Origin of the sequence: Paenibacillus sp. FSL W8-0426, from assembly GCF_037969725.1 — a bacterium.
GTDB lineage: Bacteria > Bacillota > Bacilli > Paenibacillales > Paenibacillaceae > Paenibacillus > Paenibacillus hubeiensis.
This window is the reverse complement of record NZ_CP150203.1, coordinates 6,630,416-6,656,654: the sequence shown is the minus strand read 5'-3', so window position 1 is coordinate 6,656,654 and position 26,239 is coordinate 6,630,416. Positions and strand designations below refer to the sequence as shown.

The 26,239-nt window shown below is 51.7% G+C and carries 23 protein-coding genes and 1 pseudogene; 12 read left to right on the top strand and 12 right to left on the bottom strand.

Annotated features, from left to right (window positions below):
* Positions 1–25 precede the first annotated feature (25 nt).
* The 3 genes from MKY59_RS30065 to MKY59_RS30055 all read left to right on the top strand — a co-directional run bounded on the left by MKY59_RS30065 (position 26) and on the right by MKY59_RS30055 (position 5,102).
* Positions 26–670, top strand: a complete 645-nt coding sequence (locus tag MKY59_RS30065; protein ID WP_236413414.1) for a bifunctional 2-keto-4-hydroxyglutarate aldolase/2-keto-3-deoxy-6-phosphogluconate aldolase — start codon at positions 26–28, stop codon at positions 668–670.
* Between the two features lie 269 nt (positions 671–939).
* On the top strand, positions 940–2,256 hold the full coding sequence (locus tag MKY59_RS30060) for an MFS transporter (RefSeq protein ID WP_236413413.1): 1,317 nt from the start codon (positions 940–942) through the stop codon (positions 2,254–2,256).
* Positions 2,257–2,504: 248 nt separating this feature from the next.
* Positions 2,505–5,102: a DUF2339 domain-containing protein gene (locus MKY59_RS30055; protein WP_339275219.1), complete on the top strand. Its 2,598-nt coding sequence runs from the start codon at positions 2,505–2,507 to the stop codon at positions 5,100–5,102.
* Positions 5,103–5,306: 204 nt separating this feature from the next.
* Here MKY59_RS30055 and MKY59_RS30050 read toward each other — a convergent pair whose 3' ends face one another.
* The gene (locus tag MKY59_RS30050) at positions 5,307–5,447 is read right to left on the bottom strand and encodes a hypothetical protein (protein WP_236413411.1); all 141 of its coding nucleotides are present in this window, start codon (positions 5,445–5,447) and stop codon (positions 5,307–5,309) included.
* Between the two features lie 179 nt (positions 5,448–5,626).
* On the opposite strand from MKY59_RS30050, the gene MKY59_RS30045 reads away from it, so the two are divergent.
* Together MKY59_RS30045 and MKY59_RS30040 are read left to right on the top strand one after the other, a co-directional pair.
* Entirely contained in the window at positions 5,627–6,307 is a 681-nt protein-coding gene (locus MKY59_RS30045) for an FHA domain-containing protein (protein ID WP_236413410.1), read from the top strand.
* A 33-nt stretch (positions 6,308–6,340) separates the two neighbouring features.
* Positions 6,341–6,916 carry a class I SAM-dependent methyltransferase gene (locus MKY59_RS30040; RefSeq protein ID WP_339275217.1) on the top strand — a complete coding sequence of 192 codons (576 nt, stop codon included), beginning with the start codon at positions 6,341–6,343 and terminating at the stop codon, positions 6,914–6,916.
* Between the two features lie 122 nt (positions 6,917–7,038).
* Here the strand turns inward: MKY59_RS30040 and MKY59_RS30035 are convergent, their stop codons facing one another.
* From MKY59_RS30035 to MKY59_RS30025, 3 genes are read right to left on the bottom strand one after another with little or no spacing between them, the layout of a single operon-like run.
* Entirely contained in the window at positions 7,039–9,369 is a 2,331-nt protein-coding gene (locus tag MKY59_RS30035; protein ID WP_236413409.1) for a carbohydrate-binding domain-containing protein, read from the bottom strand.
* Positions 9,370–9,407: 38 nt separating this feature from the next.
* Entirely contained in the window at positions 9,408–10,088 is a 681-nt protein-coding gene (locus tag MKY59_RS30030; protein WP_236413408.1) for a DUF4956 domain-containing protein, read from the bottom strand.
* Positions 10,081–10,899 carry a polyphosphate polymerase domain-containing protein gene (locus tag MKY59_RS30025; protein WP_236413407.1) on the bottom strand — a complete coding sequence of 273 codons (819 nt, stop codon included), beginning with the start codon at positions 10,897–10,899 and terminating at the stop codon, positions 10,081–10,083. The genes MKY59_RS30030 and MKY59_RS30025 overlap by 8 nt, the downstream gene beginning before the upstream one ends.
* Before the next feature lie 300 nt (positions 10,900–11,199).
* Between MKY59_RS30025 and MKY59_RS30020 the strand changes: the two genes are divergently transcribed.
* From MKY59_RS30020 to MKY59_RS30010, 3 genes are all read left to right on the top strand, one after another.
* On the top strand, positions 11,200–11,877 hold the full coding sequence (locus MKY59_RS30020) for a response regulator transcription factor (protein WP_236413405.1): 678 nt from the start codon (positions 11,200–11,202) through the stop codon (positions 11,875–11,877).
* Complete coding sequence (locus MKY59_RS30015) at positions 11,877–13,169, top strand: HAMP domain-containing sensor histidine kinase (RefSeq protein ID WP_236413404.1); 1,293 nt, start codon at positions 11,877–11,879, stop codon at positions 13,167–13,169. Before MKY59_RS30020 ends, MKY59_RS30015 begins: the two co-directional genes overlap by 1 nt.
* 110 nt (positions 13,170–13,279) lie before the next feature.
* Positions 13,280–13,564 (top strand): hypothetical protein, encoded by a 285-nt coding sequence (locus MKY59_RS30010; protein ID WP_236413402.1) that lies wholly within the window; start codon positions 13,280–13,282, stop codon positions 13,562–13,564.
* Between the two features lie 142 nt (positions 13,565–13,706).
* Here MKY59_RS30010 and MKY59_RS30005 read toward each other — a convergent pair whose 3' ends face one another.
* Positions 13,707–14,474: an SDR family NAD(P)-dependent oxidoreductase gene (locus tag MKY59_RS30005; protein WP_236413400.1), complete on the bottom strand. Its 768-nt coding sequence runs from the start codon at positions 14,472–14,474 to the stop codon at positions 13,707–13,709.
* Between the two features lie 198 nt (positions 14,475–14,672).
* Between MKY59_RS30005 and MKY59_RS30000 the strand changes: the two genes are divergently transcribed.
* On the top strand, positions 14,673–15,311 hold the full coding sequence (locus MKY59_RS30000) for a TetR family transcriptional regulator (RefSeq protein ID WP_236413398.1): 639 nt from the start codon (positions 14,673–14,675) through the stop codon (positions 15,309–15,311).
* Positions 15,312–15,339: 28 nt separating this feature from the next.
* Here MKY59_RS30000 and cobA read toward each other — a convergent pair whose 3' ends face one another.
* From cobA to nirB, 3 genes are read right to left on the bottom strand one after another with little or no spacing between them, the layout of a single operon-like run.
* Positions 15,340–16,128 (bottom strand): uroporphyrinogen-III C-methyltransferase, encoded by a 789-nt coding sequence (gene cobA / locus MKY59_RS29995; protein WP_339275215.1) that lies wholly within the window; start codon positions 16,126–16,128, stop codon positions 15,340–15,342.
* A gap of 53 nt (positions 16,129–16,181) precedes the next feature.
* Positions 16,182–16,499 (bottom strand): nitrite reductase small subunit NirD, encoded by a 318-nt coding sequence (gene nirD, locus MKY59_RS29990; protein ID WP_236413395.1) that lies wholly within the window; start codon positions 16,497–16,499, stop codon positions 16,182–16,184.
* A gap of 16 nt (positions 16,500–16,515) precedes the next feature.
* Positions 16,516–18,960, bottom strand: coding sequence for a nitrite reductase large subunit NirB (nirB, locus tag MKY59_RS29985; protein ID WP_339275214.1), 2,445 nt, complete (start codon positions 18,958–18,960; stop codon positions 16,516–16,518).
* 479 nt (positions 18,961–19,439) lie between these two features.
* Here nirB and MKY59_RS29980 point away from each other — a divergent pair, with 479 nt between their 5' ends.
* Together MKY59_RS29980 and MKY59_RS29975 are read left to right on the top strand one after the other, a co-directional pair.
* Positions 19,440–20,033: an ANTAR domain-containing protein gene (locus MKY59_RS29980; RefSeq protein ID WP_236413393.1), complete on the top strand. Its 594-nt coding sequence runs from the start codon at positions 19,440–19,442 to the stop codon at positions 20,031–20,033.
* 25 nt (positions 20,034–20,058) lie between these two features.
* Complete coding sequence (locus tag MKY59_RS29975) at positions 20,059–21,129, top strand: anthranilate phosphoribosyltransferase (RefSeq protein ID WP_339278500.1); 1,071 nt, start codon at positions 20,059–20,061, stop codon at positions 21,127–21,129.
* A 6-nt stretch (positions 21,130–21,135) separates the two neighbouring features.
* Here the strand turns inward: MKY59_RS29975 and MKY59_RS29970 are convergent.
* Together MKY59_RS29970 and MKY59_RS29965 are read right to left on the bottom strand one after the other, a co-directional pair.
* Positions 21,136–21,422: pseudogene (locus MKY59_RS29970) on the bottom strand (acyl-CoA thioesterase); the annotation flags it as partial.
* A gap of 118 nt (positions 21,423–21,540) precedes the next feature.
* On the bottom strand, positions 21,541–22,386 hold the full coding sequence (locus MKY59_RS29965) for an AraC family transcriptional regulator (RefSeq protein ID WP_236413391.1): 846 nt from the start codon (positions 22,384–22,386) through the stop codon (positions 21,541–21,543).
* 270 nt (positions 22,387–22,656) lie between these two features.
* Between MKY59_RS29965 and MKY59_RS29960 the strand changes: the two genes are divergently transcribed.
* The gene (locus MKY59_RS29960) at positions 22,657–24,270 is read left to right on the top strand and encodes a glycoside hydrolase family 43 protein (protein ID WP_236413390.1); all 1,614 of its coding nucleotides are present in this window, start codon (positions 22,657–22,659) and stop codon (positions 24,268–24,270) included.
* Positions 24,271–24,374: 104 nt separating this feature from the next.
* Here the strand turns inward: MKY59_RS29960 and MKY59_RS29955 are convergent, their stop codons facing one another.
* Together MKY59_RS29955 and MKY59_RS29950 are read right to left on the bottom strand one after the other, a co-directional pair.
* Positions 24,375–25,253, bottom strand: a complete 879-nt coding sequence (locus MKY59_RS29955) for a carbohydrate ABC transporter permease (protein WP_339275212.1) — start codon at positions 25,251–25,253, stop codon at positions 24,375–24,377.
* Positions 25,254–25,267: 14 nt separating this feature from the next.
* Complete coding sequence (locus MKY59_RS29950; protein WP_236413388.1) at positions 25,268–26,149, bottom strand: sugar ABC transporter permease; 882 nt, start codon at positions 26,147–26,149, stop codon at positions 25,268–25,270.
* Between the last annotated feature and the right edge of the window lie 90 nt (positions 26,150–26,239).

Genomic DNA, 26,239 nt, shown 5'->3' with positions numbered 1-26,239 from the left:
CATATGGAATGAGGAGGGCACAGATATGTGGCGAAAGCTGAAGAATATGAACACAATTGCCGAAACCGGAATTGTACTGATCATTCGATCGGACAATGAGGAAGAAGCGCTATCTGTTGCAGAGGCGGCAATTGCAGGAGGCATTCGGGCACTGGAAATTACGATGAGTGTGCCGGGAGCTTTGGATGTGATCAAGGTTTTATCACGAAAATATTGTTCCAAAGGTATTCTGATCGGTGCAGGTACCATTTTGGATGGTGAAACGGCGCGAGCTGCCATATTGGCAGGGGCAGAGATGCTGGTCAGTCCTCAGCTTAATCCCGACATGATCAAGATAGCTAATCGTTACCAGGCGGTCACGGTCAGTGGTGCGTTCACGGCCAAGGAGATCGTGGAGACTCTTGAAGCAGGTGCAGATATCGTCAAGCTGTTCCCGGCAGAAGCTGTAGGGCCGCAATATGTAAAAGCGATGTCTGCGCCGTTGCCTCAAGCCGCGATTGCCCCTACTGGCGGAGTAACACCGCAAAATGTCCATGAATGGATCGCTGCCGGTTGTGTTGGTGTTGGTGTGGGTAGTTATATCACCAAAGCCGCCAAGGATTCCGGTGATTACGGGCGAGTAACGAAGGCGGCTGAAGAGTTTCTGCAGGCAGTAGCGGCCGCGCGTTAATTAACTTCAAGCAAATACATTACCGTGCGAATGAGGTTCACAACGATCAGGGCAGAAATCATGCTGACCGTTGTGAACGCATAGGTACGGAATGCAAGCAATGCTGGAATTAACGAAAGTTTTAACACTGTTATGAAAACGCATACTTCAATGGCTGCTGCGTATTTTTGGAGAGCAGTAAGGCTTAGCTATAATCCTTTATTCCCATATTTATTCATTATATATAATTTAAGTTATTTGATATTTATAAGTTGAGGAGAGTGAGTTCAATGGCAACGTTAAAAACATCGCCATCCCCTGCCTCGGTACCTCAAGCTCCGAAAGTGGGTTTGAGATGGGGAATTATTCTGTTATTGCTGCTGGGTGCAGTTGTAAATTATTTGGACAGATCCAACCTTAGCATTGCTAATACAACCATTGCAGCAGAATTCGGGCTGTCTTCCACTCAGATGGGTTTGCTGTTGTCCGCCTTTCTATGGCCTTATGCATTGGCGAATTTGCCTGCCGGCTGGCTGGTGGACAAGTTTGGCCCCAAAAAGATGTTTGCATGGGCATCGGGACTGTGGTCTACTGCTACCATACTTAGTGCTTTCACCAACACCTATTCCCTGTTATACGCGATGCGGATGCTGCTTGGTGTATCCGAATCTCCTTTTTTCACTTCCGGCCTGAAGGTGACCGAGCGTTGGTTTGCCAAAAGTGAGCGGGGACTGCCTACTTCTATTATTAATACCGGTTCACAGATCGCCAACGCAATCGCACCGCCGCTGTTGACTGTTCTGATGTTAACCATGACATGGAGAGGTATGTTCATTTTTGTCGGCGTCATTGGTCTGATTATCATGCTGATCTGGCTCAAGGTATACCGTGATCCGACATTTGCCGAGAAGCAGATGATCAAAGGGCCGGAAGCTGTTGCAGACGAGAACCCGGGTACAGAGGGCAAAGCCGCTGTTGAAGCTCCCAAAGCAAACTGGGGTTCATTATTCAAACATAAAAGTACCTGGTTTATGATTGTCGGAAACTTTGGTATTATGTTTACCATCTGGGTATACCTGACATGGCTTCCGAGCTATCTGGAGAAGGAGCAGGGCTTTACGTTGAAAGAAACCGGCTGGATTGCATCCATTCCGTTCGTAGCCGGAATTATCGGAGTTCTGCTGGGCGGGTTGATCTCGGACTTTTTCATTCGTAAAGGGGTCAATGCTGTCACCTCACGCAAGGTTCCGATTGTTGGCGGAGCCATTCTGGCCGCAGCTTCGGTAGCACCTATACCGTTCATCGATAGTACGGTGGTGAGCATCGTATTGTTATCCGTGGGTTACTTTGCTTCGCAGCTGCCATCCGGCGTGATTTGGACGCTGGCCGCAGACATTGCTCCTGGTGAACAAGTAGCCTCCTTGGGTGCGATCCAGAACTTTGGCGGATTCCTGGGAGCTGCGCTTGCACCGATTGTAACCGGATACATTTTGGATACGACAGGCAGCTTTAATAATGTATTTTTACTAGGCGCAGGTCTGCTGCTCTTGGGTGCACTATCCTACGGGGTATTCTTGAAAAAACCTATCCCTAAAGCGGCTCACTAAAGCTGTTGAATGAAAAGATAAGTTCTATATAAATCAACATTGATTAAATAAGTAAGCATCAGCATATTCCTGGCGTTTGTTATTTCAAAAACCTGGAGTGCTGATGCTTTTTTATATGATAATCCGTCTATTAGTGGTGTGGGCTCTCCATGTCTATGGGATGGAAAGTTAGCATTAAAACCTCATTTTTTGACATGGATATAGTAAAATAAAGGAAAACATTATTTGACAAACAATGGAGGAAGTCCATGAAGGAATTTAAGGATCGGCTTCATCACGTCCATGAGCAACAGAAGCAGCTGGTAAGGGAGTATAACGCCCTGCTGCAGGAGTATGAGTCCGATGATTTGATTCTGCAAAACGAACAGTTGAGGGAGAAGGATGAAGCCAACAGGCTTAGGTTAGAACAACTGGAAGCCAGAATGCGGAGCATGGAGGAAGAGAACGCCCGCTTGCGGATGGCGTTGTCGGAGCAAATGTTGGATGAGAAGCTCAATCTGATCCGGGTATCCCGTGAGAAGATGGAGACGTATTTTCACGGCAGGACGGCCGTGCACCGCGATCGTCTGGACGCTCACGAACACCGAACCAGGGCGCAATTAAACGGGCTGTATCATCACGCGGAGCGGGAGCTGCAGGAAGAAGCGGGCGAACTCACGGAGCGAATCGCTTATCTCGCTGCAGAGGTGAAGAGACGTATCGATGCGCGCAGGCAAACGTTGCTGGAAAGGGAGGAAGCGGTACGGCAGCAGATGGTACGGGGATACGAGCATATGGCGGAGGAAGAACTGAGCGAAGAAACGATTCAGCGGCGGATTCGCCAAAATCGGATGGAGATGCGAATCGGGCTGAGCTGGATCAACAAGGTAGCCATCCTGCTCATCATCCTTGGTGTAGGGGCCGCATTCCGATACTCGTATGCCGCATGGTTTAACGACCACATGAAGGGGGCTGCCTTCTTTTTGCTTGGGCTGCTCATGCTTGGGGGCGGCGAGTGGTTGTTCCGGCGCAAACGGCAAACCTTTGCCATGGGCTTGCTCGGTGGAGGTATTTCGGTGCTGTTTGGTTCGATCTTCTACAGCTATTTCCTGTTGGGCATCATAGGGCTGTACCCAGCACTTGGACTATCCGTGCTGGTATCGGCCGCAGCAGTGCTGCTATCGCTGAGGTACCAATCCAGAACGATTTGTTCGCTCGGCCTGGTGGGCGGATATTTGCCGTTTTTCTCGTATTTGGGCTATTTCGGATTTCACGGGAACGCGGTGTATGCAGCGATGGTTTATTTGCTGCTGTTAAACGGCATTATTGCATGGGTATCGTTCGGTAAACGGTGGCCCGTCGTGCATTACATCAGCTTTTTGTTCAATACGCCATGCATGCTGATTCTGTTGTGGCTCTCGCCAAGCCATATCATGGCCATGGGCTATTCCGTCGTGACGTTTGCCCTGTATCTGGGCATCACGCTGGCCTACCCGTTCAAACACAAGGTGAAATTGACCTGGTGGGATTTTGCTTTGCTGGCCCTGAATACGAGCATCAGTTGTCTGATGCTGTACCTGCTTTTCGGCGCGCAAGGCTGGGAAGACGCTCATGGTGTGCTGGCACTTGTATTTTGTCTCGTTTACTTCGGGCTGGCCCGATTCGTGCAGCGCAGCATGGTTCAAGAGAAACAGACTACGCTGCTGTTTTACGTGACCTCGTTAACCTTTGCCATTCTGATCATTCCGTTCCAGTTTGGATCCAAATGGTTGTCCATGGGCTGGCTCATCGAAGGTGTCCTGCTCGTGACGTTCGGGCATCTGAAACGGTTCAGAGCCGTGGAACGGGCCGGTTGGGGCGTGACATTGCTGTGTATCTTTACGTTTGTGTACTATGACGTACTGGCACAGTTCATTATCAGTGACAGGTCCTATTTCATGCTGAAATATTCGTGCGTCACGCTGGGGGCGATATGGATCACAGTGTATTACGCGCTGGCAGATCGTGGGGCGTTCTCTCGGGAAAAAAGGCGCTACGGCGCTTTCGAAGCCGGGGCGCTGGCTGCATTCAAATATGCCTCGCTTGTAAACCTTTGGTTCTATGTTCTGTACGAATCGAATGAGCTATATGTGCGTGCGGTGGATGCGTCGTTCGTGTTATACATGTTCTACAAGCTGATCCTGTTGGCTGCCCTGACGATTGCCCTTGCTTACGGATTGAACAAAGTGAAGCTGCTGCAGGATCGCTGGGTGCGGTATTATACGAACTTTTTACACATTGTAGGCTGCTTTATGGCCCTGGCGGTGACGTTGACGATGCCGGCGCTTCAGCCGGATACGCAGCACCACACGGCAGCGGAAATCGTGGGATTGATCGTGCTCATCATTTTCAATACAGGTGTCTTCTTTGCAGGAAGGGATCTGCTGATATCGGGAATACGCGGACAGTTCAAGAGCATAGAGTGGTATCCCGTGATTGCCGGGGTGTACTTGCTGGGCATCATTACGGTATTTTTGACAGTACAATTCCAGTGGGGGGATGTGGGCCTGCTGTTCAGCCTAGTCTACCTGCTGCTGGCTATTCTGTACATTGCCTACGGTTTCCGCAGAAGATACGTGATGATTCGCCGTTTGGGACTGGGGTTAACCTTGCTGTCTACCGGGAAAATGGTGTTCTATGATGTTAGCCTGTTGACTGCAGGCAGCAAAATCATCGCCTATTTCAGCTTTGGAGTGTTATTGCTCGGCATTTCCTACCTGTATCAGAAAGTGTCGAGCCGAATGGAAGAGGCTCAGCCGAACAAAGCAAAGCCTGATGGGGATGCTTCGCAGGGGCCGTCTGATCGCGACGGGGGAATTGCTCCTTAGTTTCTTCAGGCAGGCCGTGCCTCGTAAGTTATCAAACGAAATGGCGGAGTGACATGATTCGGGTCCCCTGGCTGCCGTATGGCAGTCGATGGGGCCTGTTTCGTCTCCATGACATTAATGAAACGCTTTTTGCGCTTTTCGCGTTATAATAGAATGGAATGAAAGCATGTGGGCTGGATTGACGCCAATGCGCCGATGGACGGGTTACTTGATCCAGGACGTTTCGGCAGCCGGAGTGATTTGGAGCGACTCACCGTCATCTCCGTTCATGTGGGACAATACCGTTAACGTGATGGACAAGGCAAATGCCAGCAGCACATAGATCAAAACGTTCTTTTTTTTCATTTGGGGTACCTCTCTGGTGGATATGCTTGAGTTTGCGAATGCCAAAATGGAAAAGGCCTGAAGGGTGCCTGTATACACTATAAATATCGCAATGCGTGCAAACAATGGAACAAATCTGATGAAGCTGTCATTGGACAAGCCAGGCAGAGGAAAAGCCCTATTCAAAGGGGGAATCAGTCATGCGGGAGACGGCCAAAATCGTCATTCGCACGCCCGGCCAGGAGAGCGACGGTTCTTTCGCTTACGTTGCCAAGAACCGATCCATTACGGTGGGGCGATACACGGGTAGCGGCGAATCGGACCTATCCGTATACAATCAATTGATATCGAAATTGCACTGCCGGATTCATTACGATGGGCTGCATCAGTTGTGGATTGAGGATTTGGACAGTAAAAACGGAACCGAGCTGAACGGGCAGAGGCTCGTTCCTTTCGAGAAATATCCGTTTGCTGAAGGGGACAGCATCACGCTCGTGAATGGGCTCATCCAGCTTCGCGCCGAGAGCGACATCGAGGAAACGAGAGAATACCGGATCGCGGATTTGTTCGGCGAGGGTGTGCGGGTACACGATCATTTGCAGACGGTGCAGGTGGGCACGCTGGAGATTCCGCTGTCCAAAAAGGAATTCCAGTTGTTCAAGCTGCTGTACAGCCAGCTCGATCATTTTGTGACCCGGGAGCAGATCGTCAGCCAAGTATGGCCCGAGCGAAGCATCGTCGAGAGCGATCCGGTGGGGATCGACGAGATCAACTCGCTCATTTACCGGACGAACCGGAAGCTGGGAGAGCATTTCACGATCAAGTCGGTGTACAAAAAAGGCGTGTACATGAAATCGCATGTTCAAAATGCGATCGGCTGACGGAATAGGAGTACATGCCGGGGAGGGTTTCCTTTGGCCATTCATTTTCTCCCGTGGATTATGGCTGTTATCGTGTTATTGGCGGTCATATCCATCGTACTTTATAGTTGGAAAAACGGCATTTCGCCCATGCCGACGTCCGGGGTGGTCCGAAGGGCGGTCATCCGGGAGGTCAATCGCATTCCGGGTTACGGCGATTTGATTGAGGCAGGCTCCGGCTGGGGGACGCTAAGCCTTGACGTCGTTCGGCATTGTCCGGGCAAACGGTTATTGGGCATCGAAAACTCGCTTGTGCCGCTATGGTCGTCCCGATTGCTGGCATTCCTGAGTATCCGGCTGCGCCGAATGCTTGGCCAGCGCCAGTCGCTGGAAGGGCGCCTCCGTTTCCTGCGGGGAGATATCTACAGCAGTTCCTACGAGCATGCCGACGGGGTTATTTGTTATTTGTTCCCTGGCGCGATGGAACGGCTTATGGACAAGTTCAGCAAGGAGCTTCCTCCGGGAGCGCGGGTGATCAGCGTCTGTTTTGCGCTGCCGGGCAAGAAGCCGCTGCGTACGATTACGTGCAGGGATGCGCAGCGCACCAAGGTGTACGTGTATGTATTTTAAAAAGTTTGTTCGGGCTGATATTGGCCACAACATGACCGCACAACGATCCGACAACGAAACAACCTAAGCCCATATTGGTGGACTTAGGTTGTTTTTTTATCCTGTGCTGCCGGGAGGCGTGCTTACTTCTCGGAGCTTGTCGTGCTGTTATCCACGACGGTTCCCGTCGTTTCCGTCGTTCCGCCTTGAGTTTGGGTGCTGCTTCCCGGTCTGCCCATGCCGCGACCGCCACCGCCAAAGCCCATGCCCGATGGAGCAGTCGTTACGCCGGATTCATTGACCCAGGTAATGACACTGGACGTTTGGAATTCAACTACTTTGGTACCGCCCGAGTAAGTGCCGTCGGTGTACAGGCCGTCTGTTTCGGTTCCTGTCGATGTACCGCCCGTATAGAACGTGTACGTTCCGTTTTCTTTCAGATCCGGAGAGCTGATGACGACGGAGCGATAGGATTTGCTTGGCGCAAAGGTCATGATCGTATTGCCTTCACTGTCTTCCAGATGAACGAGCGTGCCTGCTTTTTGCGTATCGGTAAATGTCATCCCGATAGAATACTGGCTCGATGTGTCGCCAGGAGCTTGAGCCATGCCTGCGCTGCCTGCAGCGATGAGGAATCCGCCCGTCATTTCGAAGGTACCGTCATAGTCGAGTGGCCCATTACCGTCCGTTGTCGGGCCGTTCACGATAACTGTACCGCCCGTCATCGTGATCGAACCGTTCGAATCCAGCCCGTCGCCGCCAGCATCAAGAGTCAGTGTACCGCCGGTGATGTTCAGCTCGTTATTGCTGTTTCCGCCGCCGCCAGGACCGCCGAAGCCTTGTGGAGCGCCGTTGTCTGTTGCGGAATCTGCTGTTGTTGTGCTGTCTGTTGCTTCTGTGGAAGCAGCGTCATCCGTGCTTGTGTCCGCAGAAGTATCTGTCGCGGCGTCCGTTGTCGCTGTAGCAGCGGTTCCATCGCCAGATGCATTCACGCCGTCATCCGAAGCGATCAGATCGACGTCGCCGCCATTCATGTTAATGATGCTGCCTTCAAGGCCTTCATAACTCTTGTCGATGTCGATTGTACCGCCGTTAATGGTAAGGGTAAGGTCGGCATGGAGCCCGTCATCGCCAGTGAGGATGGATAGTTTGCCATCGTTCACGGTGACGTTGCCGTTACTGTGTACGGAATCATCCATCGCGTCGATGGTGAACGTACCGCCATTCACGACAATGTTGGTTCCTGCTTTGAGCGCCTTGGCGCTTGTACTTTCGGTTTCGGTGGTATCCGTCGTTTCCGTCGTGCTCGCATCGGTGGAGCTGCCAGTGGTGTCCGTTTTCATTGTGCTTTGGCTGGTTGGCGGCGCTGTTGGGGCTGCCGTTGCCGAACCGCTGGAGCTGGTAGAAGCCGATCCCGATGAAGGTGTTCCGTAAGTCGAGCTGCCATCGCCCGAAGGTCTATCCGGAGGAGTCATGCCGTCGCCGAACCGTCCTCCACCAAAGCCGCCCCCGCTAGGGCCTTCTTCCACTTTCTCGGGTGCATTGGCGCTGCCGCCGCCGGTGACGATATTGAATGTACCGCCATCCGTGACAAGCATCGTCTCTGCTTGAATGCCGTCGTTGGCGCTGGTGATGTTGAATGTACCGCCTGCAATGGCTACGAATCCTTTGTCCGCATCCGTGTCATTGTTGGACTTAATACCGTCCCCGCCGGCATCCACGGTAATATTGCCGTCTTTGATAGCCAGCATGTCCTTACCTTTGATGCCGCTCCCTACCGATTTAACGTTAAATGTGCCGCTGACGATTTTCAGATCGTCTTTGCTCGTAATGCCTTCGTTGTAATTGCCTGTGACATTCAGCGTGCCCGTTCCGTTAAAGGTCAGGTCGCCTTTGCTGTAGACGGCTGCATCAGGCTCATCCGTGGCGTCGTCGGCATATACATACTCTTTGCCGTCGGACAAGGTGTTCACGGTGCCTTCCTGCAGCGTAATGACGGCTTTGCCCTTCGCTTCTTGAATGTAGATGGCAGAGCTGTCGTTGTCATGGATCGTTACGCCGTTCAACACGATGTGCACGGTCTCCTTGTCGGTCACATTGACGATGATCTGGCCGTCTGTCAGTTTGCCGCTCAGTACATAAGTTCCGGCTTCGGAGATCGTCACCGATCCGTTCGCTGCCTTGGCACCCGAACCGGTAATGGCTGCCGTCGTGCCGTTCAGTTTGATGGTTGTAGCATCGGATTCGCTCCAGCTTACATTGGTGTCATCCGCATCCAATGAGACGAGGTCGGCGAATTTAACGGAAGTTTGCTCATTGGCGGTGACGGATTTGGAAGCTGTCACCGCAGTTGATGTGGTTGCCGCGCTGGCGCTGGTATTGGTTGCTGCGGGGGCGCCGCATGCCGTAGCAATGGCGGCAATCATGACGACGGACCATAATTTGCTTCCTGCAATCCATGTTTTCTTATTCATACAATATCGTTCCCTTCATTATTAGAAATGTGTGGTGCTTAATATTCTGGCGTCGGGGCCATGTTCAGGGAGATGTCCAGGTTGCCGTTGCGTGTACGAACGGCGTCGAGGAATTCCTTTTGATTGACGTTTTGGCCGATGTGGACGAGGTAAACCAGTTCGTACAAGCTGCCAAGTTCGGTCGTTCTCACTTTGTTCAACTGATACTGCACATTGAATTGTTTGAAGACTTCGTCAAAAGCTTCTTCATAGCTCAGATTTTCGGGAATGGTGACTTTAAGCAATTTTTGCTGGCTCTTCTTGGCGCCGAATTTGAAGTGGCTCAGTACAAACATCAATACACACAAGATGATGGTGAACAGGATTGCATATCCGAAAGCGCCGACACCGCAGGCCAGACCGGAAGCCATGGTGAACAGGACGTAAGCAATGTCTTTCGGGTCGCCGGGCGCACTTCGGAACCGGATGATGGAGAAGGCGCCGGCCAAGCTGAAGGCGCGGGCTACGTTGCTGCCGATGAGCAGGATGATGATGGCGACGATGACGGGGAGCACAACCATGGTCAAGGTGAAGCTTTGCGAGTATGTGTTAGCGTTGGTCTTCATGTATGTGAGGCTGATGATGGCCCCCATCAGGATGGCCAGGCCAATCGTAAGTACGGCGCTGCTGAATGTCAGGGTGGTATCGGTCAGGGCGGAACTGAAAATGGAATCAAGCATATACTACACTCTCTCTTTCTCTGATCTTTTGATTTGGTTGCATGGCCGGATTGAAGTCCGTGCCGGGTACGAGCATGCGCTCGCCTTGGTAATTCAAGTTGGTGGTTCTCGCCAGTCGTTTGAACTCATTGCCGTATTTGGAGAACCCGACACGGTACAAGCCGTGCTCAGACAGCAGCTGCGACAGCCAGAACGGAACGGTTTTTTCCGCTTTGACCTCCATCAGCCATCGCCCATCCTCGACAAGCGGTTCGCCGTAATCTCCTTGCTCCAGTTTCAGGTCATATCGGCGGCTGCGGATGTTGGTATCAAAGGTGATCCGGAGATCGCGGCTGTTTTTGTCAAACAGCGCCTTGCGTTCATAAGCCAGATAAACTTTAGGCTCCAGGTCGTACAGGCGGAGGAAATATTTGATTTCTTCAACGACTTGTTTGTTCATATAATCAGCCAGGTCAGGCGCCTGTCCGGTGCGGACGAATTCATAAGCCTCGTCCAGCTTCAACGCGGTGCGCCGTTTGTTCACCAGGCCGAACACTTTCTTTTTGATCTCCAGATATACCTTGGCATTCTGTTCGGGTACGCCGTAGGCCCGGAGTCTCAGCTTCTCCTTGTATTTCGGTTTGGAAAGGCTGGCCCGGATCAGCGAATCCTGCGGCGTGTCGAAGTAGAGGTTGCTTATGGAGTAGAACTCATGCTTTTTGTTGTACTCGTCCAGTTCCATATAATGCAGCAAGTCGTTGTAGAAGGCTTCGTATTGCTCATCCGTCAGGAGGTATTTGCTCTCGTATCGGTTGAATACTTCAATCGCCATTTCATGTCATTCCTTTCGCTGTGTTTTGTATGTTGTGGTGCATCATGTCTTGCTGTTATGTCTGTATCTTAGAGCGCCAACCTTGAATGAATCTTAAATGGTTTTACATTCCGTTAACATTTCTTTACCTTCCTATAATAGTTGTGTGAAAAAAATTTGGAACAAGGGCCAAACCCGTTTATTGATAAGGGGGGAAGAGTCTCCGAATTAAGGTTGATTCAAGGTTGGAAGGATACAATGAGCAGGTATAATAGAAGAAAACATAGGAAACCAATTCACATGCAGAGGGATGGAAAGACGATGAGAATATTAATTGCGGAAGATGAGGTTCACCTGGCAGAAGCCGTGTCGCAAATATTGAAAAAACACAATTACTCCGTGGATATCGTACATGATGGAAGATCGGGTTTGGATAATGCGCTCAGCGGCATTTACGATCTGCTGCTGCTGGACATCATGATGCCGGAAATGGATGGCATTACCGTACTTAAGAAGCTGCGTGCAGAAGGAAATCATACGCCGGTCATTTTGCTGACGGCCAAAGGGGAAATTTCGGACAAGGTCGCCGGACTGGATTACGGCGCAGACGATTATATCGCCAAGCCGTTTGCGACAGAGGAGCTGCTGGCCCGAATTCGGGCGGCGCTGAGACGGAAGGGCGAGGTTGTACCCGAGGATGCGTTGAAGTTTGGGGACATCGAACTGAACACCGCGCAGCTGAAGCTGAAGGTACAAGGCAAAGAGATCAAGCTGAACCTGAAGGAAAACGAGCTGCTCGAACTGCTGATTACCCGGAAGCAGGCGATTACGTCCAAGGAGCAGATCATCGAAAAGCTGTGGGGCTTCGACTCCGACGTGGAATACAACAACGTCGAAGTGTACATCTCCTTTTTGCGCAAAAAATTGACGTTTCTGCACTCCGAAGTTCGGATCAATACGATTCGGGGCGTAGGTTATGTGCTTGAGGAGACTTCCTGATGTTCCGGCAGCTTCGGAACCGATTCCTGGTCGTCAATCTGGTATCCATCTCCATCATGATGCTGGTTGCTTTCACGACCATCTATGTGATCACGTATCAGAACGTGCAGCGGGATACGAACATGGAGCTGTACAAAGTATCCGACTTCTATCATGCGCCCAAAATGTCGCATAACGGACAGGGAAACAGCAGCTTGGGAGACATGCGTTCGCCGGGGTTCGGGGGAGGCCCCATGGACGACCCCAATTCTCCGCCTTCGCGTTCCTTGTCGTTCATGGTAAAGACGGACAGCCAGTGGAACATGACGGAGAAGCAGTCCAGATTCGAGGCGGAAGACAGCTTCTATGAAGAGGCGCTCGCGAAAGTCGACCGTTCCGAACGGTCGAGCCGTGCAGTCGGACAGTTTTCGCTGAACGGAACGGAGTGGGCGTACGTCGTCGATTCCGGCAGTGCAAGCAACATGATCGTATTTATGGACGTTACGGCGCAGCAAGGCATTCTGACGAACCTGGTTTATACATTTGCCATTGTAGGATTGGTGATGTTGATCGTCATTTTTTTCCTGAGTCGTTATTTTGCGAACCGGTCAATTGCCCCTGTGAGGGAAGCTTTCGATAAACAGAAGCAGTTCATTGCCGATGCATCCCATGAGTTGAAAACGCCGCTGGCCATCATTAATACCAATACCGACGTACTGCTGGCCAACAGCGAAGATACGATTGCCAACCAATCGAAATGGCTGCATTACATCAAATCGGAAACGGAACGGATGGCCGGGTTGACGAGCAACCTGCTGTACCTGACCGAAATGGATGATAGCCGAGCAAGCATGATCCATGCCCGCTTTAATCTGAGCGAGGTGGTGGAGACCGTGATTTTGACGATGGAGGCCGTTATTTTCGAAAAAAACATATCCCTTGATTACAGCGTGGAGCCTGAACTCATGGTGAATGGCAACAGCGAGCAGATCCAGCAGGTCATTCTCATTCTGCTCGATAATGCCGTGAAATACTCCGGTCCCCGGGGGGCGGTGAATCTGACGCTGAAAAAATACCATAATCACGGCGTTCAGCTTGCCGTGTCCAATACCGGTGAGGGGATCGCGCCAGAACATCTGGAGCGAATCTTCGACCGCTTCTATCGGACAGATGCTTCCAGGGCTCGAAAGCATGGTGGCCATGGACTCGGACTGGCCATTGCGCGTTCCATCGTAGAACAGCATCGGGGCGAAATCTTTGCCCGAAGCGTTGTGGGCGAAGGCGCTACTTTCTATGTCCGGTTGCCGCAATAAGCAGCACCATGGCGGCAAAATTGGCGAAGCAGGCATAATGCATGCCTGCTTGGGGCATGGCTATGCTACAATAACAGAAGGAAAAGAACCGAGGGAGTGGACAACATAACATGTCAGAATCAAATGCAATCAACGAGCAGGAAATGATGCAATATATCGCAGACAAAACGAAGGCCGGCCAAGCGGATATCGCGCTTGTCCTGAAGCATGAGCAGGAATATATCAACCGCGCCCATCAGAACGCCAAAGGCGACGTGGACATTGACGGCGACGATTTGGCCGACTACATTGTTGGCCGCAAGGATGTCAAGCTGGACGAACTGACGGTGGAGAGCATTCTCGATGCCGAAATGGATTACCTGATCGAGAAAGGACACGCCGGATACGTAGATTAAAGAGCTGTGAGGAATTGGCGTGTTGAGGCCGTCGTCACATGCCCAAAAGAAAACGAAAGACCTGTATCACCACCGCGCTGGCGATGCTGATACAGGTCTTTTGGTTTGAGGGATTCCAAGCAAGCAGATCTATCTTATTATTTTATTGCCCCATCATCCCGCCATCGACGGTGTACAACGAGGCCGTTACATAAGAAGCTTCTTCGGATAGAAGGAAGTTCATGACGGCAGCCACTTCTTCCGGTTCGCCGTAACGTCCCATCGGAATGCTGGCTACTGTCGCATCTTGATAACCTTCCACGTCGCCGGAATTGGCTTCGATTTGGCGCATCATGCGTGTGTTGATTGTACCCGGCAGAACGGCGTTGACACGGATTCCGAACGATGCAAGCTCATTGGCTGCCGTACGAGTCAATCCGATGACCGCATGTTTGGACATGATGTATGGCGATACTGCCGGTGCGCCCATCAGGCCGGCGAGGGAAGACGTGTTCAGGATCGCGCCGGATTTTTGTTGTTTCATGACCGGAATGACATGCTGCAGTCCAAGGAACACGCCGCGTACGTTCACGTTGTATACGAGGTCGAGCGCTTCGACGCTCAGGTCTTCGATCAGGCCGGTAGGGCCTTCGATGCCTGCATTGTTGGCAAAGTAGTCGATGCGTCCGAACTTGTCAACCGCCTGTTTCACGTAGTTTTTAACGTCTTCTTCTTGGGATACGTTCGCTTTGACCGCGATGACATGTTCTTTGTCGAGTTGAAGTTCTTCAATCGTTTGTTGGATGGCTTCTTCGTTCAAGTCGACGAGAACCAGGTTGATTTTGCGTTCGGCGAGACGACGTGCCAATTCTTTGCCGATGCCTCCGGCTGCTCCTGTGATAACGGCTGTTTGTGTATAGGATGTGCTCATGATTAAATCTCTCCTTGTGTATAAAATGGTTGGTGGGCCTATTGATGAATGGTACAAATGGTCATCTGTACTTCCTGTCTTAATGTTAAGATATACACAAAGTTGTGACAATAATCATTGACGATGAAAATGTCCGCTATCGTACATTCATGTAAGCAGTGTTCATTTAGGCTGCAATAATGGACAAAGGAGGCGAAAATGTTGATTATACACCATCCTCATGATCGGAGGGCACGCAGGACGCAGGATGCAATTATCGCTGCGGCCGTGTCTTTGATTTTGGAAAAAGGGGTAGATGCGGTAACGATTCGCGATATTACGGAACGCGCAGATTATAATCGCGGCACGTTTTATTTGCATTTTCCGGGCAAACCCGAGCTGCTTGAGTTTATGTTGGAGGATTTCATGCAAGGCGTGGGGAGGGCATATGCCGAACCGTATATGAACTTGAAAGAGGTGGACATGACGGCTATGCTGCCTTCCACCATGCCTGTATTTGAATATATCGAGGCCCATCAGGACATCTTTCGGGCGCTCATGACGATGCATAACGACATGAATTCGCGACTGTGCAGCATGTTCAGAACGTATCTGACCAAGGATTTCGTGCTGGTGACCGAGGATAGCGAGCAGACGATCAACTATGACATCATGTTGAGCTATCTCGTTTCGGCTACTGTGGGCGTCATCATGCACTGGGCGGAGACGGGATTCAAATATTCGGCGCACTATATGGGAGAACAATTGACGGCTCTGATCAACATCAAACCGACCCGTCTGCTGATCGAGCCAGGGCAGAAGGGTCGGACGATTCACGAGCGCATATTGTCGGATTAATGAGCACGAGGGGAGTGAGGGCTATACCTTAACCTGTCATGGAGGACTCCGCGGAAGACTGCAGATGCAGCAATTGTTCGCGAACCTTCACGACTTCGCCGATGACGATCAGCGCCGGGTTGCTGATCTTTTCGGATACGGCCAGCATATGCAGGTCGGCCAGCGTACCGGTAATGACACGTTCGGCTGACGTGGTGCCTCGTTCGATCAACGCGGCCGGAGTGAAGCCGCTTTTGCCGTGCCGAAGCAGTTCCTGCTGAATATGGGGCAGCTGGCTTATTCCCATATAGATCGCCAGCGTATCGACGCCGTGCGCGAGCAGGTCCCATCGGACGGAAGAAGCTCTGCCATCGCTACCCGTTCCGGTGATGCAGGCAAACGAAGAGGAGAGTCCGCGATGGGTGAGCGGGATTTGGGAGGACGCGGAGCTGCCCGTCGCCGAAGTGATGCCGGGCACGATCTCGTAATCGATGCCGGCTTGGGCGAGCGCCAGAGCCTCTTCGCCGCCGCGGCCAAAGACAAACGGATCGCCTCCCTTGAGGCGCACGACCCTTTTTCCTTCAAGGGCATGGGTTACCAGCATGCGCCCGATCATCTCCTGAGTCATGGAGTGCAAGCCAGGAGCTTTGCCGCAGTAGATGCGCAAGGCATCGTCCGGCGCTTCGGCGAGAAGCCGGTCATTTACCAAACGGTCATACAGGATGACATCGGCCCTTTGAATGCATTTCAGCGCTTTGACCGTAATCAGATCAGGATCGCCAGGGCCTGCCCCGATGATGCTGACGATCCCCCGGGAGCCTCGGTTGCTTTGGTTCATGAGCCATTCCTCCTTGATGAAATGTCGGCCATTACTTCCGACCATGCTGTCGCTTATCCTGCAATCGTAATGTAAATATCGCCGCTGCTGCTATCCACTTCGGTTTTGTACGTGTTCAGGCACCCATCGTCCGGTTCATATACTTTGCCGCTCCGCAGGTCGATTTTCCAGTCATGCAGCGGGCAGTGAACGGCCGTGCCGCATACCATGCCTTCCGATAACCTTCCGCCTTTATGGGGGCACCGATTCTCCACCGCATGCAGACTGCCATCGCTTAGCTTGAATACGGCGATTTCCGTATCGCGGATCATGAAGGTGCGAGCTCCCTTTTCCTCGATGTCCGCCAGATGTCCAATTCGCAATCGATCCATTGCTGTTCCTCCTTCTCTAGTGGGCTGCAGGCTGCACGTTGGCCAGCGGCGTGAAGTTTTTGCGCAGCTCGTCGTTCTCGATAATTTCCTTCCAAGGATCAACGGTATGTCCCAGCGTCAGCTCCAGTCTTTCGATCAAGGCCAGCCGCACGTCCCGGTCCGCCAGCGCTTCCTTCACGTGGTCCAGTCCGACCCGCTCGATCCAGGCTGCCGTTCTTTCGTTCCAGCGAGCGTTCTCGCGGTAATATTGCAAGTAGGCATACGTCCATTCTTCCACTTCCAGATCGGTCTTCACCGTACATAACAGTTCGGCCGCGCGAACCTTGACGCCGCCATTGCCGCCGACATGGATTTCCCATGCGCCATCGATCGCCACGACGCCGAGATCCTTGATCGTGGCTTCCGCGCAGTTTCGCGGGCAGCCGGATACGGCCAGTTTAACTTTGGCCGGAGCCACCATTTTGTCGAGTTTCTTCTCCAGGCGGATGCCCATTTCGATGGAATCCTGCGTGCCGAAACGGCAGAAGGTGGAGCCTACGCATGTTTTGACCGTCCGCAGCGCTTTACCGTAACCGAAGCCGGAAGGCATATCGAGTTCCTCCCATATTTTCGGCAGGTTTTCCTTTTGCACGCCGAGCAGGTCGAGACGCTGCCCGCCCGTGAATTTGACCATCGGAACGTCGTATTTCTCGGCTACGGTGGCAATTTTAATCAGCTCTGCAGGAGAGGTGACGCCGCCATAGATACGTGGGATGACGGAGTATGTGCCGTCCTTTTGAATGTTGGCATGGTACCGCTCGTTCGTGAATTTCGATACCCGCTCGTCTTCATATTCGCCCGGCCAGATCATGCCGAGGTAATAATTGAGGGACGGACGGCATTTGGAACAGCCTTCAGGCTCGTTCCAGCCGAGCACGTTCATGACCTCTTTGACACTCTTGAGGCCCATCTCCTTGATGCTTGCGACAATCTCGTCACGATCGAGGGAGGTGCATCCGCAGATGCCTTCTTTCACCTGTTCACCGACGGCATCTCCTGCAAAGTGTACGAGCAGCGATTCCACGATGGGCTTACACCCTCCGCAGGAAGCGGAGGCTTTGGTACACGATTTGATTGCGCCAAGTGTATTGCAGCCTTTGTTCAGCACGGCATCGCCAATGGCCGCTTTGGTGACTCCGTTGCATCCGCAGACGATCTCGTCATCCGGCATGGCCGCCATGCGCTCGGCTGCGGACGGGCCGCTGCCTGATCCGCCTCCAGCAGGCACGCCGAGCAGAATTTCCTTCTCGCGGCCGCCGATGTTCTCCCCGCTTTTGATGAGGGAGAAGAGGGAGGCGCCGTCGGTCGTATCGCCGAACAGTACAGCTCCGATCAGCCGGCCATCCTTGATCACCATCTTTTTGTAGACATTGTCCACGTCGTCCTGGATCCGGATGCTGCGGGTATCGGCCGAATCCTTGAATTGACCTGCCGAGAACACATCGACGCCGGACACCTTCAGCTTGGTGGAGGTCACCGACCCTTCGTAACCCTGGGTTGCCGCGCCGGCAAGCCGCTTCGCGAGCACCGTCCCTTGTTCGTATAAGGGAGCGACAAGTCCATAGGCGATGCCCCGGTGCTCTGCGCATTCGCCTACAGCCGAGATGCCCGGGATGCTGGTGTTCATGTAATCGTCGACGATGACGCCGCGATTCACCTTGATTCCCGCATTACGGGCAAGATCGATCTGCGGCCGAATGCCGACGGCCATGACTACAAGATCGGCTTCGAGGACCGATTGGTCAGTGAAACGCAGCGCTTTAACCCGTTTTTTGCCCGTAATTTCCTCGGTCTGTTTGTTTAACAGGAACTTCATGCCTTGTGCTTCCAGCTCCCGCTGCAGCATCAATCCTGCCGGAAGGTCGAGGTTCCGGTCCATCAAATGACCGTTGATATGAATCACGGTAACGTCCATCCCGAGATTCAGCAATCCGCGCGCCGCTTCCAGGCCCAATAGTCCGCCGCCAATGACGGCAGCTTTGCGATAGCTTTGAGACGCTTGCATCATCGTTTCGCAATCCTTGATGTCACGGAAGCCGATGACGCCTTCTTTGTCGGAGCCCGGGATGGGCAGGATGAATGCTTGGGAACCGGTTGCCAGAATCAGTTCGTCATAACTCGCCCGCACGCCGGCTTGGGATAACACTTCCTTGCGATCGGCATCGATGTGAATGACAGGGTCGCCTGGATAGACGCGGATGCCATGTTCTTCGTACCAGCTCCAGTCGTTGATGACGATATCTTCAATGCTCGTTCCGCCGGCCAGTACGGAGGAGAGCATGATCCGGTTGTAATTGGGATGCGGCTCCGCGCCAAAAACGGTAATTTCGTAAGCGTGCGGTGCAAGCTTGAGAATATGTTCAATTGTGCGGATGCCCGCCATGCCATTGCCGACCAGCACCAGTTTTTTCATTGTACTCATGTCGATAACCCCCTTGGTCCATTCTGCGTGATTCCTGCAGCCTTGCCTGAAATAGAAAAAGCCTGTCATGCCCCGGAGGAGTGCGCATACATGCGCATCCCTTGACTCCGAGATTGCAAAACAGGCTTCTTTGCCGTTTTCACCAGCTACGCCGTTGTAACTGTGATCGATATCATATGGTGTTGTTATGGCTAACTATAGAATATCCATCTCAATATGTCAACATAGTTAACACAAAAAAGTAATTGAAATTTGAAGTTAATTATGTTTACATTGGGTGTATCAGCCGGTCGTTTGCTTCTATGAAGCGAGCTGCCTAGGCGTCAGAATCGGTCGTTGAACGAAAAGCTCGTCTCGAATTACATGAAGGCGATTGAAGTGAAAAGTGTCATTCGATGTGACATAAATTAACGATTGAAACGCTTACATTGCGATTTTGTGCAAATTTCCGATTAAGTAGTGGGAGGGATTGATCCGCCATGCGTTCTATATTGGTCATCCGTGTGTCGCCGCCTCCATTCGCCTCATCCGACATGATCCCTCCGACACCGGAGAAGTTGCTGGGGGCTAACGGGTATCATGTTCAGGTTACGAGCAATGAGCAAGATGCTCTCAAGTTGGCCGGCGAAGTGGATGCTTCTGTTCTACATTTACCTCTGACCGAGGCAGAACATTGGGCTGATTGCTTGGGAAAGGGCAAAACGGGAACACCGCTGCTCTGGTGGTGTGCACCCGATACGGTTTCGACATCCGCTGAGGTTTGCGAGGTCGGTGTTGCCTTCGATGGAATGCTCACCCCTTCCATGGCGGGGGCGGAGATTCATTGGACGCTCCACTTTGCTGCCAGGCATTATATGGAACGCAAGCAGTGGGAACGGGAACGCCAGCAGCTCCATTCCAGGCTGGAGGACCGGAAATGGATCGATATGGCCAAAGCCATTCTGTGTGAGATGAGGCATATCTCCGAATCGGAAGCCTATGATCAATTGCGCAGGAAAGCGATGGATGAACGGAAACGGATGGTGGATGTGGCTAAGGCAATCGTGAAGGCCCATCAGTTGCTTCAGTCTTAATTCGGAAGGGGGATTCATTGTGGATATGTCTGCCATACTTAGAGAGGTTGGACGGGGCAAACGGGGTGCGCGCGATTTGAACTACGAAGAAGCGTTTGCGGTTGCGGGTAAAATATTGAATGGGGAAGCATCTCCGGTGCAGACAGCCGCCTTCCTGATGGCCGAGCGCATGAAAATGGAGAACGTGGAAGAGTTGGAGGCGTTTGTGCATGCCTGCCGTAACGGCGCGGAGCGAATGGCCGTCTTCGAAGACGGGCTGGATTGCGCAGGTCCGTATGACGGCCGAACCAAATCGTTCATGGCGACGTATCCGACCGCCTTTGTGCTTGCTGCTTCAGGGGCACGGGTCACGCTGCACGGCAGCGAGCCTTTGCCTCCCAAGTGGGGGGTGACTTTGCCGGTACTGCTGCGGGAAGCCGGGATTGATCCGCGGCAGATGGATCGCGAGGATGCAAGGGAAGCTGCGCTGCGGACTGGGGTCATGTATGTATCGTCCGAGGACTGGTGCGCGCCGCTGCGTAAGCTTAGACCGCTCCGGGAGGAATTGGGATTCCGTACGGTGTTCAATACGGCGGAGAAGCTGATTGATTTCAACCACTCCCCTTATCTCGTGTTTGGCGTGTTCCATAATACGTTCCTGGACCGGATCGCCAAGCTTCTTACCCGATTCCGGTACCGCCGCGCTTATGTCGTTCAGGGCATGGAAGGCTCCGAGGACTTGTATATTGATCGGCCTACGCGGGTATACGGCGTGGAAAACGGGGAGATGCAGCTGGAGCTCGTGGACCCAGCGGCGTACGATTTGGATATCCCTGCACCCGAGCTGGCGTGGACGGCGAAGAAGCAGCTGGAGGTTGCCGAAGCGGTATTGAGCGGTGAAGCGCATGTTGCTTTTATCAACCAGGTTGCGCTTAATGGAGGCTTTCGCCTGTATGCGATGGGACGCGTCAGTTCCATCGAGGAAGGCATTTATACATGTCAGGGCTTGCTTGAGGATGGATCGGCATACCGCATTTATCGGCAGTGGTGCCTGGCTATGGGCGGGGAGCTGCCGGATCGCAGAACGCTGTCCACATATCCGGCTTCGACCACATAGGAAGCATTATTCCCAAGGGCAGCTAACGGTCAGGAAGTCGGCAAATTTGTTGCTCTCTTCCCGCCGCTGCCTTCTCATGACTGCCCGTACAGGAGCGGTTTCATATCGTTTTTTCTCCTCTTCCGTTTCCGGATTGATCCTGGGTACGATCAGCTTGCGTTTATTTTCGTCAAAGCCACAAAGTTAAGAAAGGCCGTTGCGGTGATTTTCTTTTCCCCTGTCTTCAGATCCTCGCGAATCACCTACACGAATATTTTCATCGAACTCCGGCCCGTCCAGGTTGCGAACAGATCCCAGCATTACCGAGTCCGACGATCGATCGGAAACAGGATGTCGACCGCTGAAGCTGCCGAATGCCTCGGTCTTCCGGAATTAGTCTATCCTGTCTTCGCCATGTGCGTAAGCGGTCCATTATTTGTGGAATCTGTCGCGGAATTGGCTTGGAGATTCCCCGGTCCAGCGTTTATACTGCCTGCTGAAATGAGCGATATTTTTATAGCCCAGTCTAGAGGAAATTTCCTTGATGGACGTCTCGGGATTCATGAGCAGCAACTTGGCCTTTTTGAGCATCAGCATAGACATGTACTGTCTTGGCGATAAGCCGAATGAACGGGTAAACATGCGATTGACTGAAGATGTGCTGTATCCGACGTCTTGTGCTATGGACTCAATCGTTTCATGGGTTCGAATTTCCCCCTCCTCACTGTCCATGTCGCCGACGATCTGCTCCAGCCTGGAGGCAACATAGGAAGCGGTGGGGGATATTTGCGACGAGATGCCGTGCCCTTCCTGAGACAGGACATGACTGAGTGTTCCGAACAGCTCAAACAAGGCGGACAGGATTATCATGCGGGACTGGACGCTCACGCCGGCTCCCTCCAGCGTAAGCATAATCAGTTTGTCCAGTGCGGGACGAATCGCGTTGCTAAGCTCGCTGTCTGAGGCTGAGAAAGGACTGACCCTGGCACATAGCAGCTCTCTGAAATCCGGTTCATCTACATCAAAATGAATGCAGTAATAAGTCATGCCTCGGTGAGCGGCCGCATAGCTTTCGTGTTCCTCTCCCGGGATAAGGAGCAGCAGGTCGCCTGGCTGTTGTGTAAAATGCTGCCCATTCACTTTCATCTCTTGAGTACCGGATAAAACGAGGTTTACCTCGAAGAAGGGATGGGAGTGAACAGGATAGCTCCAATGATGATCTACGGTGCGGTAATGGGCAGCAAAGACACGGAAGGTTGAATTCATATCAGGCAGCATAAACTCAGTTCCTTTATATTCCTCTTTGTTCCCCCTATGATCTCTTATCACATTTTCTCTGCGTTCCATAATCGATGCACCTTCCAATAGGTCAGCAAACTTTTGCTTGATTTGGGTAAATAGTGACTTCTTCTGGATATGGGTAAGTATAAATAACTTTGCTATGATTACAGTATACTACTAAATTTTCACGGATTTCTGCCTGTTGAAGAAGAAGGGTAAATATAGTGCCAGCAGACAGGATTATCCGTAATGCAAAGGAGCAAAACGATGGCTGTTATTCAGAATCCGATCTTGACTGGGTTCAATCCGGATCCAAGCATTTGCCGTGCCGGGGAGGACTACTATATTGCAGTATCGACATTTGAATGGTTTCCGGGTGTAGGAATCTATCATTCAAGAGACCTGAAGAACTGGAGGCTCGTATCAAGGCCTTTAAATCGTCTAAGCCAGCTGAATATGATGGGAAATCCCGATTCAGGAGGCATTTGGGCGCCAGCATTGTCTTACTGTGACGGGAAGTTCTGGCTTATTTACACGGATGTTAAAGTGACGGAGGGACAGTGGAAAGATTCTCATAACTACCTGGTTACCTGTGACACCGTTGACGGAGAATGGTCTGAACCGATTTATTTGAACAGCTCAGGCTTTGATCCCTCCCTGTTCCACGACGAGGACGGCAGAAAGTACCTTGTCAATATGGTTTGGGATCAGCGTGTTGGAAATCACCCTTTCTACGGAATTGCTCTGCAGGAATTTGACCCGGTACAGCAGAAGCTGGTGGGCAAAGCAGAGATTATCTTTAAAGGAACCAGTATCAAGCTGACAGAAGCTCCGCATTTGTACAAAATTGACGGTGTTTACTTCCTGCTCACTGCGGAAGGCGGAACGAAGTATGATCATTGCTCCACGCTGGCCCGTTCCCGAGATCTACGCGGACCTTATGAAGTGCATCCGGAGAATCCACTCATTTCGTCCTTTGCACATCCGAGGAATCCGCTGCAAAAGGCGGGGCACTCTTCCATCGTGCATACGCACACCGACGAGTGGTTCCTTGTCCATTTGACAGGAAGACCTCTTTCGAGAGAAGGACATCCGCTCCTTGATCCGAGAGGATACTGTCCGCTCGGACGTGAAACAGCGATTCAACGCCTTGAATGGAGAGACGGATGGCCTTACGTCGTCGGCGGCAACCAGCCTTCCCTTCAGATCGAAGGTCCGAATATGGAAGAGGTCAAGTGGGATCCTGACTTCCCGGAAAAAGACGATTTTGACAGCGAAGAGCTGAATCTGCATTTCCAAAGCCTGCGTATTCCGCTTGGCAGCTCGGTTCTCTCATTGACGGATCGCCCGGGGCATTTGAGATTGTACGGCAAAGAGTCCTTCTCGTCCAAGTTTACGCAGGCCTTCATCGCAAGACGCTGGCAGCATTTCCGCTTTACAGCAGAGACGAAAGTTGCGTTTAATCCAACGACTTTCCAGCAATCAGCAGGACTTGCAAACTACTACAATACCCAGAACTGGACCTCCTGCCAGATTACCTGGAATGAGGAAAAGGGAAGGGTGCTGGAGCTTGCAGTATGTGATAACTTCACGTTCTCCCAGCCTCTGCAGGGGCAGGAAATTGTTATCCCGGACGAAGCGGAGTACGTATACCTGCGTGTCGATGTGAAGTACGACATTTACGAGTATTCTTATTCTTGGGATGGCCGGAATTGGTCGACTATTCCAGTACAGTTCCAATCTCACAAGCTGTCGGATGATTACATTCAAGGCGGCGGCTTCTTCACCGGCGCATTTGTGGGCATGCGTTCTCAAGACACATCAGGCCAAAGCCTGCCTGCCGATTTTGATTACTTTATCTACAAGAGCAACGAAGCGTAATCTAAACATGTGTTAAAAAAGCTCCGAGTCTCTCCGCAAAGGATTAATCCTGCGCAAGAGGTTCGGAGCTTCTTGTATTAATCGCATAAACAGCCTGTTCTACATCAGCCTTTTACGGCTCCGGCCGCCATTCCCTCAACAATCCGGTCGCTGAGGAACATGTAGGCAACGAGAATCGGCAGAATACTGATCATCAGCGTCGCACCGATGGCGCCCCAGTCGGTTGTGTACTGGCCGATAAAGTTCTGGACGCCAACGGTCAGTGTTTTATATTGATCGGAGCTGATAAACGTATTTACGAAGATGAATTCATTCCAGTTATAAATCATGTTGATGATTCCTGTTGTGGCAATAACAGAGCTTGTCATCGGAAGAACGATGCGGAAAAACATTCGGTTAACGCTGCATCCGTCGATTACGGCCGCTTCTTCGACCTCTTTAGGAAGCGCATAATAGAAGCCCAGCAGGATCATAATCGTAATCGGCATATTAAAGGCGACATAGGAGAGCACCAGTGAAAGCGGATGATCCGTCAGGCCGATCTTGTTAAACATGCTGAACAACGGAATTAATGTGGAATGGACAGGAATCATCATCGCGACCATAAACAGGCCGAGGACAAGAGAGCTGCCCTTCCATTTCATCCGGGTGATGGCAAAGGTCACTAGGCTTCCAAGCACCACGGTGATGATTGTTGCTGCCACGGTTATCCAAACACTGTTGAAAAAGTAAACATCAATATTGCCTGAGTTCCATACCTTTGCATAGTTTTCCCACTTCGGATTTGCCGGTAGAGACAGCGGAGGCAGGTTAAATACCTCCTGGTTATTTTTGAGCGAGAAGAGCAGCAGCCATACGAGTGGAAACAGCTGGAATGCTGCAACCCCGATCAATATAATGTATAGAAGCGAATATCCGGTCTTTTTTAGTATACCGGAACCGGATTGCGCAGATCCGCCAAGCCGGGCAGTGCTTTCCATCATGATGTGTTACCTCCTTATGAGTATTGAATCGTATCTTTGGTCGCTGTTAATTTACGAATAATCCAGGTCACGACAAGACAGATAATGAGCAGGAAAAAGCCGATGGCGCTGCCGTATCCGAAGTCGTAGGATTTAAATGCCTCGCTGTACATATAGGAGGCCATAACTTCACTTGAGCCGTTTGGCCCGCCGCCTGTCATGACGTAGATCAAGTCAAAATATTTAAGCGAACCCACAAGGGATAGCACGATGGTAACCTTAATGACTTCCATAATAAGCGGAAGCTTGATTCTAAGGGCAATCTGTATGCCTGTAGCGCCGTCGATTTTTGCCGCTTCTTCAAGCGATGTCGGGATGTTCTTCAGTGCAGAGTAGTAGATCAGAATATAGAAACCTGCATACTGCCATAGGATGGGAATAAAGAGCGCAATCAGTACAAGTGAAGGGTCTGCCAGCCATGCAGGAGGGTCCTCGAAGCCGATGGACGTCAGAAAGCTGTTAATAACCCCGTTTGTCGGATGGTACATCCGAAGCCACAGCTGTGCAATAGCAACAGAGGACAGCAGCATGGGGACGAGATAGATTTTGCGGAACAGATTAGCTCCCTTAATGCGACCCGCTACAACCATAGCCACAGCCAGATATATAATCAAGCTTAAGCCTGAGAAGAAAGCGAGCAAGAGGGAGTGCCAAGCGCTGCTCCAAAATACGCTGTCCTGCAGCAGCTCCTTATAGTGATCCAATCCGATAAATTTCATGGCGCCTATTCCGTTCCATTCATGCAGGCCGTAATATCCAGTTAACAGAATCGGGATATAAACGAGCACCAAAATTAACAGCAGGGATGGAAGGACGTAGAGTGCGATCATCTTCTTGTTAGACATTACCTTATCCATTTGAGTCAAACTCCTTTCCGTTCTGCATAATAAGCTGACCCGGTGCAAGAACCGGGCCAGCTCACCTGATTTTGATGGTTTTCTTGTTGG